General features: G+C 72.7%; 15 protein-coding genes. 7 read left to right on the plus strand and 8 right to left on the minus strand.

The features are described 5' to 3' along the window. Positions 1-26 precede the first annotated feature (26 nt). A complete protein-coding gene (locus H958_RS0111725) occupies positions 27-1,541 on the plus strand; it encodes an RNA polymerase sigma factor (protein WP_028058811.1) in 1,515 nt (504 codons plus the stop codon). A 70-nt stretch (positions 1,542-1,611) separates the two neighbouring features. Here H958_RS0111725 and H958_RS0111730 read toward each other — a convergent pair whose 3' ends face one another. The 5 genes from H958_RS0111730 to H958_RS0111750 form a co-directional block, all read right to left on the minus strand. After that, on the minus strand, positions 1,612-1,941 hold the full coding sequence (locus tag H958_RS0111730) for a tRNA-binding protein (protein WP_028058812.1): 330 nt from the start codon (positions 1,939-1,941) through the stop codon (positions 1,612-1,614). Further along, the gene (locus H958_RS0111735; RefSeq protein WP_028058813.1) at positions 1,938-2,585 is read right to left on the minus strand and encodes a hypothetical protein; all 648 of its coding nucleotides are present in this window, start codon (positions 2,583-2,585) and stop codon (positions 1,938-1,940) included. Before H958_RS0111735 ends, H958_RS0111730 begins: the two co-directional genes overlap by 4 nt. Before the next feature lie 164 nt (positions 2,586-2,749). Continuing rightward, complete coding sequence (locus tag H958_RS0111740) at positions 2,750-3,025, minus strand: Lrp/AsnC family transcriptional regulator (RefSeq protein ID WP_028058814.1); 276 nt, start codon at positions 3,023-3,025, stop codon at positions 2,750-2,752. Beyond that, positions 3,022-3,711 carry a metal-dependent hydrolase gene (locus tag H958_RS0111745; RefSeq protein ID WP_028058815.1) on the minus strand — a complete coding sequence of 230 codons (690 nt, stop codon included), beginning with the start codon at positions 3,709-3,711 and terminating at the stop codon, positions 3,022-3,024. Before H958_RS0111745 ends, H958_RS0111740 begins: the two co-directional genes overlap by 4 nt. Next, positions 3,711-4,040, minus strand: coding sequence for a hypothetical protein (locus tag H958_RS0111750; RefSeq protein ID WP_028058816.1), 330 nt, complete (start codon positions 4,038-4,040; stop codon positions 3,711-3,713). The genes H958_RS0111745 and H958_RS0111750 overlap by 1 nt, the downstream gene beginning before the upstream one ends. Before the next feature lie 22 nt (positions 4,041-4,062). On the opposite strand from H958_RS0111750, the gene selD reads away from it, so the two are divergent. The 4 genes from selD (at position 4,063) to H958_RS0111770 (ending at position 8,710) form a co-directional block, all read left to right on the plus strand. Next, entirely contained in the window at positions 4,063-5,070 is a 1,008-nt protein-coding gene (gene selD / locus H958_RS36640) for a selenide, water dikinase SelD (RefSeq protein ID WP_037409902.1), read from the plus strand. A gap of 101 nt (positions 5,071-5,171) precedes the next feature. Beyond that, on the plus strand, positions 5,172-5,684 hold the full coding sequence (locus tag H958_RS0111760) for a helix-turn-helix transcriptional regulator (RefSeq protein WP_028058817.1): 513 nt from the start codon (positions 5,172-5,174) through the stop codon (positions 5,682-5,684). Between the two features lie 4 nt (positions 5,685-5,688). Further along, positions 5,689-6,423, plus strand: coding sequence for an ABC transporter ATP-binding protein (locus H958_RS0111765; protein ID WP_196807317.1), 735 nt, complete (start codon positions 5,689-5,691; stop codon positions 6,421-6,423). 1 nt (position 6,424) lies between these two features. After that, entirely contained in the window at positions 6,425-8,710 is a 2,286-nt protein-coding gene (locus H958_RS0111770; RefSeq protein WP_028058819.1) for an ABC transporter permease, read from the plus strand. 15 nt (positions 8,711-8,725) lie between these two features. Here the strand turns inward: H958_RS0111770 and H958_RS0111775 are convergent, their stop codons facing one another. Both H958_RS0111775 and H958_RS0111780 read right to left on the minus strand, forming a co-directional pair. Continuing rightward, positions 8,726-9,478, minus strand: coding sequence for a rhomboid family intramembrane serine protease (locus tag H958_RS0111775; protein ID WP_081685803.1), 753 nt, complete (start codon positions 9,476-9,478; stop codon positions 8,726-8,728). A gap of 53 nt (positions 9,479-9,531) precedes the next feature. Beyond that, positions 9,532-10,632 (minus strand): carboxylate-amine ligase, encoded by a 1,101-nt coding sequence (locus tag H958_RS0111780; RefSeq protein WP_028058821.1) that lies wholly within the window; start codon positions 10,630-10,632, stop codon positions 9,532-9,534. Between the two features lie 58 nt (positions 10,633-10,690). Between H958_RS0111780 and H958_RS0111785 the strand changes: the two genes are divergently transcribed. Then, positions 10,691-11,614, plus strand: a complete 924-nt coding sequence (locus tag H958_RS0111785; RefSeq protein WP_028058822.1) for a 2-deoxy-5-keto-D-gluconate 6-phosphate aldolase domain-containing protein — start codon at positions 10,691-10,693, stop codon at positions 11,612-11,614. On the opposite strand, the gene H958_RS0111790 is transcribed toward H958_RS0111785, so the two are convergent. Further along, positions 11,611-13,077, minus strand: a complete 1,467-nt coding sequence (locus tag H958_RS0111790) for an NAD-dependent malic enzyme (RefSeq protein ID WP_037409903.1) — start codon at positions 13,075-13,077, stop codon at positions 11,611-11,613. The genes H958_RS0111785 and H958_RS0111790 overlap by 4 nt on opposite strands. 54 nt (positions 13,078-13,131) lie before the next feature. Between H958_RS0111790 and H958_RS36645 the strand changes: the two genes are divergently transcribed. After that, complete coding sequence (locus H958_RS36645) at positions 13,132-13,617, plus strand: thermonuclease family protein (RefSeq protein ID WP_051324131.1); 486 nt, start codon at positions 13,132-13,134, stop codon at positions 13,615-13,617. Positions 13,618-13,619 lie beyond the last annotated feature (2 nt).

A 13,619-nucleotide genomic window follows, 5' to 3' on the forward strand; every position in this document is an offset into this window, starting at 1 on the left:
ACCACGTCTGCCGCCCACATCCCCAGTTGGAAGCCTCAGCCCTTCAGCACGCCGGCGCCGCCGGCCTCCACGGTCGCTCACCCCTGCTGCGCCTGCAGTCCGACGAGCGCCTGGTCGCCCTGATCCGGCGCGGCAACCACCATGCGTTCGAGGCGCTGGTGGCCCGCTACCAGTCGCGCCTGCTCGCGTTCTGCCGGCACATGCTCGGCTCGCGCGAGGACGCCGAGGACGTGCTGCAGGAGGTCTTCGCCGCCGCCTTCAACGCGATGCTCGCCGACGCGCGCGAGATCAACGTGCGGCCGTGGCTGTACCGGATCGCGCGCAACCGCTCGCTCAACCACCTGCGCCGGACGCAGGCGGTCGGGATGGACTCGATGGACGTCCACCTCTCCGAGGGCGGCCTCACCACGGCGGACAAGGTCCACCGCCGCGAGGAGTTCCGGCTCCTGATCGCCGACGTGCAGGAGCTGCCGGAGACGCAGCGCACGGCGCTGCTGCTGCGCGAGATCGACGCGCTGTCCTACGACCAGATCGCCGACGTGATGGAGACCACGGTCCCGTCGGTCAAGTCGCTGCTCGTCCGCGCCCGCGTCTCGCTCGCCGAGGCCGCCGAGGCGCGCATGCTCTCGTGCGACGAGGTTCGGATCGAGCTCGGCGAGGTCGCCGAGGGCCTCAAGCGCACGACCGCCCCGGTGCGCCGCCACCTGCGCACGTGCGAGCGCTGCACGACGTTCCGCAAGCAGCTGCGCGCGAACAACCGCGCGATGGCCGCGCTCTATCCGGTCGGCGTCCTACTGCTGCTCAAGAAGTCGCTGCTCGCCCACCTCGGCACGACCGCGGCCGCGGGCGGCGGGGCCGCCGCCTCGGCCGGCGGCGCCGTCGCGGGCGGCGCGGGAGCCGGCGCGGCGCTGCAGGTCGGCTTCGGCACGGTCGCCTCCAAAGCGGTCGCCGGCATCGCCGCCGCGGCGATCGTCACCGCCGGCGCCGTCGAGGTCAACCACGCCTCGCATCCGCGCGTGGCGCACAAGCGCAGCGAGGCGGTCGCGAAGGTCGTCGCGACGCCCGCGGCGACCGCCGCCCCGACGACCGCGCCTGTGCCGGTCGCCTCCGAGCCGCAGCCGCTGGTGCAGCACCGGCGCGTCGTCAAGACGCCCGTGGAGCCGGCCGGGACGCCCGCCTCGAAGGAGGTCGACGCCAAGGCCACGGCGACGCCGGCCGCGACGCCCACGAGCACGCCGACGAACGTCGAGATCCGCGACGGCGACACGACGGTGCTGCCGACCGACACCCAGGGCACCGCGCAGCCCGGCGGCGGCGGCATCACGCCGGCCCCGTCGCCGCAGCCGGGTCAGGGCGGGCCGGTGCTCGCCGGCGTCCCGACGGGCCCCCAGCCCGAGCTGACGCCGGCGCCGACGCCGACGCCCACGCCGACGGAGACCCCGGACGCGACGCCGACCGCCACGCCCACCCCGTCGGTCACGCCGCAGCCGTCGTCGACGCCGACGAGCACGCCCGCGGCGAGCCCGACGCCGATGCCCTAGGAGCCCGTTGAACTTTCCCCGCCGCGCGATGCGGCACGCCCGCGGCGCCGGATTGAAGTTCAACAGGGTCCTAGTGGATCCGGGCCCCGAGCGGCACGTCGCTGCCGGGGCCGAGCAGGATCACGCGGCCGTCGTCGTCCGAGGCCCCGAGCACGAGCACCTCGGAGCGGACCGGGCCGATCTGCCGCGGCGGGAAGTTCACCACGCCGACCACGAGCCGGCCCTCGAGCTCCTCCCGCGGGTAGCTCGTGATCTGGGCCGAGGACTTCTTGAGCCCGATCTCCTCGCCGAAGTCGATCGTGAGCTTCCACGCCGGCTTGCGCGCCTCGGGGAAGTCCTCGACGCCGACGATGCGCCCGACGCGCATGTCGACCTTCGCGAAGTCGTCGTACTCGATCATGGAGCGTCCGTGCCGAAGCGGAACGTGCGGTAGGGCGTCTTCAGGACGCCCCGCGCCGCGACGTCCCGCGCCTTGTTCGCGCCGCCGTCGGGCGTGGCCAGCATGACGATCCGGAAGCCGTCGCGGGCGCCGGGCTGCGGCGCCGCGAGCAGGACCGTGCGGCCGTAAAGACGCGGCTTGCGGCTGGCGCGGAACGTCGTGCTGTAGGCCGGGACCGTGTTCACGCGCGCCTTGCCCTCCTCGACCGGCTCGAGCGCCGGGAAGCGCCGCTGCAGCACGGACTGGTCGCGCGAGGCGACCACCGGGAAGACGCCGCCGACGTCGCCGGAGTAGGCGGGCAGCCTCAGCGGCTCGACCACGAACGACGCGAGCAGCGTTCCGTGCCGGCGCCACTCGAGGCGCAGGAGCTCGCCCGGGCCCGCCTTGAGCTGCTTCAGCGGGCCGGTGTAGCGCAGGTTGAACGCCACCGGCCCGCGGTGCACGACGCGCGTCCCGGGCTGCGAGGACGAGCGCAGCAGCAGCACCAGCACGACGACCACGATCAGCGCCAGCAGCGCGATGACGGCGGCGCGAACGCGCGGACCGAAGCCCGCGAGCTCGTCGCGCAGCGTCGGCCGGAACTCAGGGCTGACCAGGACGGCCATCAGTGGTCGTGTCCGTAAGGACGTCGTATCGCCCGGCGAATGCACGGGTCGTCGCTGCCGGCCGCGGCAGGCGCTCGCATGCTGGTGGCACGTGTGCGGCTGCCGCGGCCCGGGAGCGGCGGGCCGGGCCCGCCGGAATGCGTCGGACTTCCGGACACGGCCACTCAGTTGCCGATCGAGAACAGGGCCTCGAGGTCGTGCTGGGAGAAGACCTCGAACGCGACCATCGTGTGCGTGCGCCGGATCCCCTCGATGTCGGCGAAGCGGTGCGTGACCACCTGCGCCACCTCCTCGGGGTTGCGCACGCGCAGGATCGCGACGAAGTCCCACTCCCCGGTGACCGAGTACGCCTCGGCGACCCCCTCGACGTCCGCGAGGAGCCCGCCGAGCGACGCGATCGCCCCCCGCTCCGCCTCGATCAGGACGACCGCGTGGGTCATCGCAGCGAATGCGTCGCGCCGGGCTCGAGCACGATCACCTCGGAGAAGCCGGCGTTCTGGACGTCCTGCTTGAACGCCTGGGCGTCGGTCTCGATCGGCGGGAACGTGTCGTAGTGGATCGGGATGACCTGGAACGGGTTGACGAGCTCGACGGCGGTGACGGCGTCGTAGCGATCCATCGTGAAGTGGCCGCCGATCGGCACCAGCGCCAGCTCGACGCGGTCGCCGCGGCCCGCGATCAGCCGCAGGTCGGAGAACAGCGCCGTGTCGCCCAGGTGGTAGATCAGGTGGCCGCCGTAGTGGATCAGCAGGCCGGCGGGCATGTGCGCGGTGCCGGACGGCGACACCGCCGTGTGCCAGGCGGGAACGAGCTTGACCCACCCCCAGTCGAATGTAACCGTGCCGCCGTAGTTCGGATTGACGACGGTCTCGACGCCCGCCTCCTCGATCTCGGCCGCGAGCTCGACGATCGCGACGACGGTCGCGCCGGTGCGCTTGGCGATGTCGACGGTGTCGCCGACGTGGTCGCCGTGCCCGTGCGTGACCAGGATCACGTCGGCGGAGACCTCGTCGGCCGTCGCGGCGGCCTTGGGGTTGCCGGTCAGGAACGGGTCAACCAGGATGTCGGCTCCAGCACCGGAGATGTGAAACGCGGCATGCCCCAGGAAACGGACGTCAACGGCCATCAGCTCTTCTCCTTGTCCATCAGCTCGTGGGCCAGCTCGTAACCGACCGCGACCCCGACCAGCATGCTCACCTGCGTCTCCTCCGCCAACAGCGTCCGCACCGCCCTCAGGCGCTCCTCGATGTCCGCCGTGCCGGCGGCCTCGAGCACCTGCGTCTGGTGCGCAGCGCCGAACCAGTCCGCTTCCTGCAGAACCTGGTTGAGGATGCGCTGCAGCGCGGGCGCATTGGATGCGACGACGCGCTGGGCCTCTTCCAGCCGGTCGGGATCCGAGAGCGCCTGGACTGCGGCTTCGACCTCCTCATCGGTGTAGGCGCGGCGAGCGGCCACTGGGCAGCCATCATACGAACGCGTGGCCGTTCCCCTGACCTCGCTCTCACACGGCGCCGGCTGCGGCTGCAAGCTGTCGGCCGCCGACCTGCGCCCGATCGTCGCCGGGCTCCCGCCCGTGACCGACCCGCGCGTGCTCGTCTCGACCGCCACCTCCGACGACGCGGGCGTCGTTCGATTGACGCCGGATCTGGCGCTCGTGCAGACGGTCGACTTCTTCACGCCGATCGTCGACGACCCGTACGCCTTCGGCCGGATCGCGGCGACCAACGCGCTCTCGGACGTCTACGCCATGTGCGGCCGGCCGGTGAGCGCGCTCAATCTCGTCGCGTTTCCTCTCGACGTCCTGGGGCCCGACGTGCTGCGCGAGATCCTGCGGGGCGGCGCGGACGCCGTCGCCGCGGCGGGGGCCTCGATCGTCGGGGGGCACTCGATCGACGACCCGGAGCCGAAGTACGGGCTCGCGGTCACCGGCGTCGTCGACCCGCGCGCGGTGCTGACCAACGCGGGCGGCCGCGCGGGCGACGCGCTCGTGCTGACGAAGCCGCTGGGCGCGGGGACGGTGGCGACGGCGTTGAAGCGCGGGCTCGCGTCGTCCGAGCTGGTGGCCCGGGCGGTCGAGGTCATGACGACGCTCAACGACGTGGCGGGCGCGCAGGCGCGGGAGGCGCGCGCGAGCGCGTTGACGGACGTCACCGGCTTCGGCCTGCTGGGGCACGTCCACGAGCTCGCCGCCGCCAGCGGGGTGGCGGCGGAGATCGACGCGCGCGCGGTCCCGGCGATTCCGGGAGTGCTCGAGCTGCTCGCCGACGAGCGCTCGCTGGCGGGCGGGTCCAGGCGCAACCGGGCGGACGCGGAGACGTTCACCTCATGGGGCGACGTCGAGGAGCCGCGCAGGCGGCTCGCATGCGACGCGATGACGTCGGGCGGCCTGCTCGCGGCGGTCGCCCCGGAGCGGGCGGGCGAGATCGACGGCTGGGTCGTCGGCCGGCTCACCAAGGGTCCGGCGGGCGCGATCCGCGTGTCCTGACGGGCGCCGAGATCCGCGGCGAGGGGCGACGACGCGTCGCAGTCGCCGCGCGAACCCGCGAGTTGACAGCTAGATACTCGATATGTATAACGAGTATCTAGATGCGGTTTCCGCTGCTCGCCCTCCTCGCCTCGGGCCCCGCCCACGGCTATGAGCTCAAGTCGCAGCTCGAGCAGCGGTTCGGCTCGGTGCTCCCACCGCTGAACGCCGGGCAGATCTACACGACGCTGAGCCGGCTCCAGCGCGACGGGCTGGTGGACGACGACGCGGTCGCGCAGAACGGGCGGCCGAACAAGCGCGTGTACCGCCTGACGGGCGAGGGCCGCAAGGAGCTCGACGCGTGGCTCGCTGAGGCGACGCCCTCGCCGCGCCTGAAGGACGACTTCTTCATGAAGCTCGTGCTCGCCCGCTCGTCCGGCATCGCCGACCCGCTGCGGCTGATCGACCGCCAGCGCGGCGCGTACCTGCAGGCGCTGCGCGAGCTCGACGACGTCGCGACCTCCCTGAACGGCGACGACACCGCCGCGCTGCTGGTGGAGGGCGCGGCGCTGCATCTCGAGGCGGACCTGAAGTGGCTCGAACTGTGCGAACGACAGATGACCGATGGGAGCTGAACCGATGGAGCCAGTGATCCGCACGAGCGGCCTCGCCAAGGAGTACGACGGCGGCGTGCATGCACTGCGCGGCATCGACGTGGAGATCGGTGACGGCGAGTTCGTCGCGGTCACGGGCCCGAGCGGCTGCGGCAAGTCGACGCTGCTGAACCTGCTCGGCGGCCTGGACCGGCCGAGCCGTGGCGAGATCGAGCTCGCGGGCCGGCGGGTCGACGGCTTCAGCGAGGGGCGCTGGGCGCTGGTGCGCCGGCGCGAGATCGGGTTCGTGTTCCAGTTCTTCAACCTGATCGGCAACCTCAGCGTCGCCGACAACGTCGAGCTGCCCGGGCTGCTCGCCGGACTGCCGGCCAAGGAGGCCCGCGCGCGGCGCAGGGAGCTGCTGGCCTCGCTCGGCATCGAGGAGCACGCGGACGCCGCCCCTGGGCGCCTCTCGGGTGGCCAGCAGCAGCGCGTGGCGATCGCCCGCGCGCTCGTCAACCGTCCGCGCGTGCTGCTCGCGGACGAGCCGACCGGCAACCTGGACTCCTCCAGCGCCCGCGACGTGATGGCGCTCCTGCGGGCGGCGCACGACGAACGCGGTCAGACGATCGTGCTCGTCACCCACGACGCACGTGTCGCGGCGCGCGCGGACCGCGTGATCGCGATGCGCGACGGCGCGGTCTCGAGCGAGACGCGCCTGGACGACACGCGCGGGGACGTCAGCGCGACGGTCTCGCGCCTGATGGAACTGGGGGCGTGAGATGACCCGCCGAGGCGTGTTCACCGCCGCGCTGCGCGTCGGGCGTGCGGACCTGCTCGCGCGCCGCGGCCAGACCGCGCTGACCGCGCTCGCCATCTTCGCCGCCGCGGCCGCGCTGCTCGTCACGCTCGCGCTGCGCTCCGGCCTCGACGATCCGTTCCAGGACGCGCAGGCCGCCACACGCGGCGCGCACGTCGCCGTGATCGGCAGCGGCGTCGGCGGACTGAAGGATCTTCCGGGCGTCCAGGCCGCGGACGCGCGCCCGTTCGCCGACGGGACCACGACACTGCAGGGCCGCGCGGTCGACGTCGGGCTCGAGCGCCTCCCCGCGCCCGACGCGCCGGTCGACCGCATCGACCTCACCCAGGGCCGCCGCCCCGGGCGCCCGGGCGAGATCGCGGTCGAGCGCAGCTTCGCGAACGACACGGGCCTGCGCGTCGGCGACCACATCCACCTGGCGGGCCACGGCGGCGCCGTCGACCTCGCCGTCACCGGCATCGCCGTCACCACCGAGCAGGCGAGCTACCCCAACTGGGCCCCGGGCCTCGTCTGGGGCGCCGAGCAGGACGTCCGCGCGCTCGCGGGCGGCGAGCCGCCGCAGCGGCTCGGCGTCCGGCTCGCCGATCCCGAGGCCATCGACGCCTTCCAGGCCGCCGCCCAGGCGAAGCTCCCCGGCCGGCGCCTGAGCTTCGTCAGCTGGCACGACGTGCGCGACACGATCACCGACCAGGCGCGCACCAACACGATCATCATCGGCGCCAACACGCTGCTCGCGCTGATCGTCGTCGGCTTCACGCTGGCGACCGTGATCAGCGGCCGCGTGCTCGCGCAGCGGCGTGAGATCGGGCTGCTCAAGGCGGTCGGCCTCACCCCGCGCGGGATCGTCGCGCTGCTCGTCGGCGAGTACCTCGCGCTGGGCCTCGCCGCGGGGCTGCTCGGCCTCGTCGCGGGGACGCTGATCGCGCCCACGCTCCTGCGGCCCATGTCGAGCCTGCTGGCGACGCCCACGCCCAGCGCGCTCCAGCCGGGGCCGCTGGCGCTGTCGCTCGCGCTGATCCTGCTCGCGGTCGCGCTGTTCACCGCCCTCCCCGCGCTACGGGCCGGCCGCCTGAACACCGTCGACGCGCTCGCCCTCGGCCGCGCGGCCGGCAACGGCCGCACGTCGAGAGCGGTTCGCCTCGCCGCCGCGCTGCGCCTGCCCGCGACCGCGCGGCTCGGCGTCAAGGACGCGTTCGCCGCGCGCACGCGCGCCGTGCTGACGGTCGGGGCGCTCGGGCTGATGGTCGTGACGCTCGTATCCGCGCTCTCGATGGAGGCGACCTACAGCCGCGTGATCCACGACCCCGCGCTGCGGGCGAAGCCGTGGGACGTGCGCGCCGGCGCCGGAGAGCTCGGCACGCCCGGCGCGCTGCGGCTCGTCACCGAGCACCCCGGCGTGGAGCGCGCGACGACGATCGCCGACGTCCCGCTCCAGGCCGCCGGTGGCCTCGAGGTCCACGGCCGCGCGCTCGGCAACGGCTACGCGCGCTTCCCCTACGCCGTCCCCGACGGGCGCATGTTCGCCAAGCCCGGCGAGGCGATCGCCGGCCGCGGCCTGCTCGACGCGCTGCATGTGCACGTCGGCGACACGATCACGCTCACGTCCGGTGGCACGCCCATCCGGGTCAAGCTCGTCGGCCGCCATGTCGAGCCCGACGACGACGGCAAGGTCGTCATCTTCAGCCGCGGCACGCTGCCCGCGACGGTCAGCGACCGGATCGGCGGCGGGGACGTGGTCGCCCGCCTCGCGTCCGGCGCCGACGGGCACACGCTGGTCCGCGACCTGCAGCGCGAGCGCGTCTCCGCCGCGCTGGTGAGCGACGACGTCCGCCAGGAGCGCGCCGACATCCGCCCGATCGTCTACGGCTCGAGCGCGCTGCTCGTCGCCGTCGGGCTCGTGAACCTGCTCACCACGCTGCTGCTCGTCACGCGCGAGCGGGCACGGGACTTCGCGATCCTCAAGTCGATCGGGCTCACGCCGCGCGGCGTGCTCGCCGTCGTCAACGCCGGCGGCGCGACGCTCGGCCTGATCGCGTCGGTCGCCGGCATCCCCGCGGGCATCGTGATCTTCCGCGCCCTGATGGCGGCGATGAACCCGAGCGAGGGCACCGACATCGTCGGCACCCCGGGGATCGGGGCGCTCATCCTGGTGATCCCGTTCGTCCTCGCGGTCAGCGCGCTCGCCGGCTCGCTGCCCGCGCGCCGGGCGGCGGCCACCAGCGCCTCGGCCGTGCTGCGGGCGGAGTAGCGCGGGAGCTCGCGACTAGCGTTCCGGGAGGCGGGCGAGGCCGAGCCCGAGCACGATCCCGATCAGGCCGCCGACAAGCCCGGCGATGCCGCCGGCCTCGTCGGACGCGAGCGGGAGCAGCACGAGCAGCGCCGCGATCGCGAGCACGCCGAGCAGGTCGCTCTCGTCCTCGCGCCCGGCGCGGCGGCCGAGCACGTCGCGCATCGCCCACGCGGCGAGCATGCCCAGCGCGGCGCCGTTGGCGCCCAGGACCAGGCCGTCGTTGGCCACCGCGACGTCCACGTACGCGCCGCCGGCGCCCGCGAGGAAGAAGACCAGGATCGGCGCCCAGGCGCCGTGCCGGCGCTCCAGCAGCCAGCCGAACAGCGCGACCGCGCCCACGACCGCGATCTCGTACGCCGTGTGCGTGTAGGCGAACAGCGAGGTGACCGCGCGCCAGGGCTCGTCGAAGCCCGGGCCGTAGATGAAGTTCGCGAGATCCAGCAGCCCGGACTTGATCCCCACCGTGACCGCCAGCGAGCCGAGCACGATCAGACACGTGGCCCACGGGCGCCGGTCGGCCCGGATGCCGGGGATCTCGCCGGGGCGCAGGCGCGGCAGCTGCGGCCGCGAGCGGCCCTTCTTCGGCGGCCGCGGCACGCCTCCGCGGTCGAGCTTGGGCGCGCGCTTCTGCACGCGCGCACCGCAGTACGGGCACTCGGTGATGTACGGAGACACCTCCGCGCCGCAGCTCTTGCAGACCAAGGACAGGTCAGGACCGCTGGACATGAGAGACCTCAAGTCTACGCGCCGACCGCGGCCTCCTCGACACCTTTAATCGACTAGGGCGCGGACGCCCCCACGATGTCCCGTAGGAGCTCGGTGAAGTCGCGGTTGGCCTCGTAGACCTTGCGCTGCCGGTGGGCCTCGTCGCCGCGCTCGATCAGGTCGAGGACGCCCTCCAGCGCGTCGGCCCCGCCGAGATCCTGCGCGTGCTCCTTCAGCCGGTCATAGAGCCGCCGCGCGAGGTCCTTGGCGGGCACCGTGCGCCGTTCCGGCAGGTCGACGAGCTCGCCCTCCAGCCCGTGCCGCGAAGCCAGCCACTTGTTCTCGTCGAGCATCTCGTACGGGAAGTCGGCGAGCCGCTTGCCGGCCTCGAAGTGCTCGGAGAGCTCCTTGACCATCGCCTGGATGAGCGCCGCGAGCCCGAGCGTGTGCTCGACGTGCGTCTGCCCGTCCATCGCGCGGATCTCGACCGTGCCGAAGTTGGGGTGCGGGCGCACGTCGTACCAGAGCCACGTGTAGTCCTCCATCACGCCCGCGTCGACCATGAAGCCGATGCGGCGCTCGTAGTCGGACCAGTCGGCGTAATACGGCGGGATGCCGACGCGCGGGAACGCGCGGAAGATCGGCATCCGCGTCGAGGCCAGTCCGGTCGCGTCGCCGCGCCAGAACGGCGAGTTGGCCGACAGCGCGAGCAGGATCGGGACGTGCACGCGCATCCCGTTGGCGACGTGGATCGCCTTGTCGGGATCGTCGACGCCGACGTGCACGTGCAGGCCGAAGATGACCTCCTGGCGCGCGACGAAGCGCAGCTCGTCGACGAGGTCGCGGTAGCGCGGCGCGGCGGTGATGCGCTGGTCCTCCCACTTCGCGAACGGGTGCGTCCCGGCCGACCCGATCGCCAGCTCGTGCTCCGCCGCCTTGTCGCGAACCTGACGCCGCAGCCCGCGCAGCTGCTCGGCCGCCTCGCGCAGATCCGCGGCCGGCCTGGTCGAGATCTCCAGCACCGACTCCATCAGCTCCGGCTTGATCTCCCCGTGCGGAGAGTCCTCGACCAGGTCGTCGATGCGATTGACGAGCGCGTAGGACGAGCTGTCGAGGATCATCAGCTCCTCCTCGATGCCGACCGTATACGCAGGACCGTTGAACTTCGGCTCCATAGGTGGCCGCGTAGAGTACGAGGAGATCAGACGGAACGACGACGCGAGGTAACGCGAGATGGCCCTTGGCTACGACGGCAAGCTGTACATCCTGGCCTTCGATCACCGAGGGTCCTTCCAGAAGAAGATGTTCGGGATCGAAGGCGATCCCACCCCTGAGGAGACCGAGACGATCTCCGACGCGAAGAAGCTGATCTTCGAGGGCATGGAGATCGCCGTCGAGCGCGGCCTGGATCCGTCCTCGGCGGGCGTGCTGGTGGACGAGCAGTTCGGCTCCGACATCCCCGAGCTCGCGCCCAAGCACGGCCTCTCGCTCACGATGCCGGCCGAGAAGTCGGGCCAGAACGAGTTCGACTTCCAGTACGGCGACGAGTTCCCCGCGCACATCGAGAAGTACGACCTCCTCGCCACCAAGGTGCTCGTCCGCTACAACCCGGACGGCGACAAGGCGATGAACGCGCGCCAGACCGAGCGGCTGAAGCGGCTCGCCGACTGGCTGCACGAGCACGACCGCAAGTTCCTCTTCGAGCTGCTCGTCCCGGCCGAGGACGCCCAGCTGGAGTCCGTCGGCGGCGACACCGACCGCTACGACGCCGAGCTGCGCCCCGAGCTGATGCGGCGCGCGATCGAGCACTTCCAGAACGAAGGCGTCGAGGTCGACATCTGGAAGATCGAGGGCGTCGAGACGCGCGAGGACGCGGAGATGCTCGCCGAGCAGGCGCGCAAGGGCGAGGGCCGCGAGAACGTCAAGTGCGTGCTCCTCGGCCGCGGCGCCAGCGACGAGAAGGTCGACCACTGGCTGCGCGTCGCCGCGCCCGTCGACGGCTTCGTCGGCTTCGCGATCGGCCGCTCGATCTGGTGGGACGCGCTGAAGTCCTTCGTCAACGGTGGCGACCGGCGCGCGTCGGCCGAGCAGATCGCCGACAACTACCTGCGCTTCATCAAGGTCTACGACGAAGCTGAGAAGGGCGCCGCCGTCTAAGGCACGGGCGGCGCCTCCGGCTCGCGCGCCGGCGCCCGGTCGCGGCGCGCGGAGCCGGACTCGATCGCGGCCTGCGCCACGGCGTCGGCGACCGCGACCGAGACACGCCGGTTGAAGACGCTCGGGACGATGTACTCCGGCCCGAGGTCGTGCTCCGGGATCACGCTTGCGATCGCGCGCGCGGCGGCGAGCTTCATCGTCTCGTCGATCGCGCGCGCCCGCACCTCCAGCGCGCCCTTGAAGACGCCGGGGAACGCCAGCACGTTGTTGATCTGGTTCGGGTAGTCCGAGCGCCCGGTCGCCATGATCGCGACGTCGTTCCAGACCTCCTCGGGCTGGACCTCAGGCGTCGGATTGGCCATCGCGAAGACGATCGCGCCCTCGGCCATCGTGCGCACGGCGCCGGCCGTGAACGCGCCGGGCACCGAGACGCCGATCGCGACGTCGGCGCCGTCGAGCGCCTCGTCGGCCGTGCCGCGCAGCCCGCGCGGGTTGGTGCGCGCGGCCATCGCCGCGAGCTCGCCGTCGAGGTCGGGCCGCTCGGGATGCAGGATGCCGCCGATGTCGCACACGACGAGGTCGCGCACGCCCTCGTTGAGGACGATCTTCGCGCACGCCATGCCGGCCGCCCCGGCGCCGACGATCACCACGCGCGCGTCCTCGACGCGCTTGCCGACGACGCGCAGCGCGTTCAGCAGCGCGGCGAGCACGACGATCGCCGTGCCGTGCTGATCGTCGTGGAAGACCGGGATGTCGAGCGTCTCCTTCAGCCGCCGCTCGACCTCGAAGCAGCGCGGCGCGGCGATGTCCTCCAGGTTGATGCCCCCGAACGTCGGCGCGACGCCCTCGACGATCCGCACGATCTCGTCGACGTCGGTCGTGTCGAGGCAGAGGGGGAACGCGTCGACGCCGGCGAGCTCCTTGAACAGCATCGCCTTGCCCTCCATCACGGGCATCGCGGCCTCCGGCCCGATGTTGCCGAGCCCCAGCACGGCAGTGCCGTCTGAGACGACGGCGACGGTGTTGCCCTTGATCGTCAGCGCCCAGGCCGACTCCGGGTCCTCGGCGATCGCGGAGGAGACGCGCGCGACGCCGGGCGTGTAGGCCATCGAGAGGTCGTCGCGCGTCTTGATCGCGATCTTCGGCGTGATCTCGATCTTGCCGCCCTTGTGCATCAGGAACGTGCGGTCGGAGACGCTGACGACCTTGATGCCCTCGAGCGAGCGCACGGCGTTGACGACGCGCTCGCCGTGGGCGGCGTCGAAGCAGGCCACCGTCACGTCGCGCGTGACGCCGCGCTTGTCGACGCGCACGAGGTCGATGGCCCCGAGGATCGCGCCCTCGGCGCCGATCGCGCCGGCGACCTGGGCGAACGCGCCGGGGAGCTGGCGCAGCTCGATGCGCATCGTGAACGAGTACGAAGCGGACGGCTGAAGCCCGGACGGGGCCTGCAGACTGGACATTCACAAGATCGTAGGGGGGCGAGCCCGTCCACCTGAAGACCTACGGTCGGCGTGATGCACAAACTGGCCATCGCCGCGATCGCGATCGCGTTGCTCGCGCTCGCCGGCGGGAAGGTCGCCGGGACGCTGCGCGCGTCGGACGGCGCCACCGTCGTGCGCGTCGTGGACGGCGACACGGTGGTCGTGCGCGCGGGCGGACGCGAGGAGCGCGTGCGCTACATCGGCGTGGACACGCCGGAGTCGGTCAAGCCGGGCACGCGCGTGCAGTGCTTCGGCAAGGCGGCCGCGGCCGCGAACCGGCGGCTCGTCGCAGGCGAGCGCGTGCGCCTGGTCGGCGACGCCGAGGCGCGCGACCGCTACGGCCGCCGGCTCGCGTACGTCTACCGGACGCGCGACGGCCTGTTCGTCAATGCGGAGCTGGTCCGGCGCGGTTATGCAAAGCCGCTCATGATCCGCCCGAACGTGGCGCACGCCGCCGAGCTGCGGCGCCTGGCCGTGTCGGCCCGGCGAGCGCGTCTGGGGTTATGGAGCCGCTGTTAGGC

The organism is Candidatus Solirubrobacter pratensis, from assembly GCF_000425945.1.
In the GTDB taxonomy this organism is placed as follows: Bacteria; Actinomycetota; Thermoleophilia; order Solirubrobacterales; family Solirubrobacteraceae; genus Solirubrobacter; species Solirubrobacter pratensis.

Bases quoted from the DNA above. Each gene is read 5' to 3' on its own strand.
- H958_RS0111730 (WP_028058812.1), bottom strand. From the start codon at position 1,941: ATGATCGAGTACGACGACTTCGCGAAGGTCGACATGCGCGTCGGGCGC.
- H958_RS0111735 (WP_028058813.1), bottom strand. From the start codon at position 2,585: ATGGCCGTCCTGGTCAGCCCTGAGTTCCGGCCGACGCTGCGCGACGAG.
- H958_RS0111740 (WP_028058814.1), bottom strand. From the start codon at position 3,025: ATGACCCACGCGGTCGTCCTGATCGAGGCGGAGCGGGGGGCGATCGCG.
- H958_RS0111745 (WP_028058815.1), bottom strand. From the start codon at position 3,711: ATGGCCGTTGACGTCCGTTTCCTGGGGCATGCCGCGTTTCACATCTCC.
- H958_RS0111760 (WP_028058817.1), top strand. From the start codon at position 5,172: ATGCGGTTTCCGCTGCTCGCCCTCCTCGCCTCGGGCCCCGCCCACGGC.
- H958_RS0111765 (WP_196807317.1), top strand. From the start codon at position 5,689: ATGGAGCCAGTGATCCGCACGAGCGGCCTCGCCAAGGAGTACGACGGC.
- H958_RS0111770 (WP_028058819.1), top strand. From the start codon at position 6,425: ATGACCCGCCGAGGCGTGTTCACCGCCGCGCTGCGCGTCGGGCGTGCG.
- H958_RS0111775 (WP_081685803.1), bottom strand. From the start codon at position 9,478: ATGTCCAGCGGTCCTGACCTGTCCTTGGTCTGCAAGAGCTGCGGCGCG.
- H958_RS0111780 (WP_028058821.1), bottom strand. From the start codon at position 10,632: ATGGAGCCGAAGTTCAACGGTCCTGCGTATACGGTCGGCATCGAGGAG.
- H958_RS0111785 (WP_028058822.1), top strand. From the start codon at position 10,691: ATGGCCCTTGGCTACGACGGCAAGCTGTACATCCTGGCCTTCGATCAC.
- H958_RS0111790 (WP_037409903.1), bottom strand. From the start codon at position 13,077: ATGTCCAGTCTGCAGGCCCCGTCCGGGCTTCAGCCGTCCGCTTCGTAC.
- H958_RS36645 (WP_051324131.1), top strand. From the start codon at position 13,132: ATGCACAAACTGGCCATCGCCGCGATCGCGATCGCGTTGCTCGCGCTC.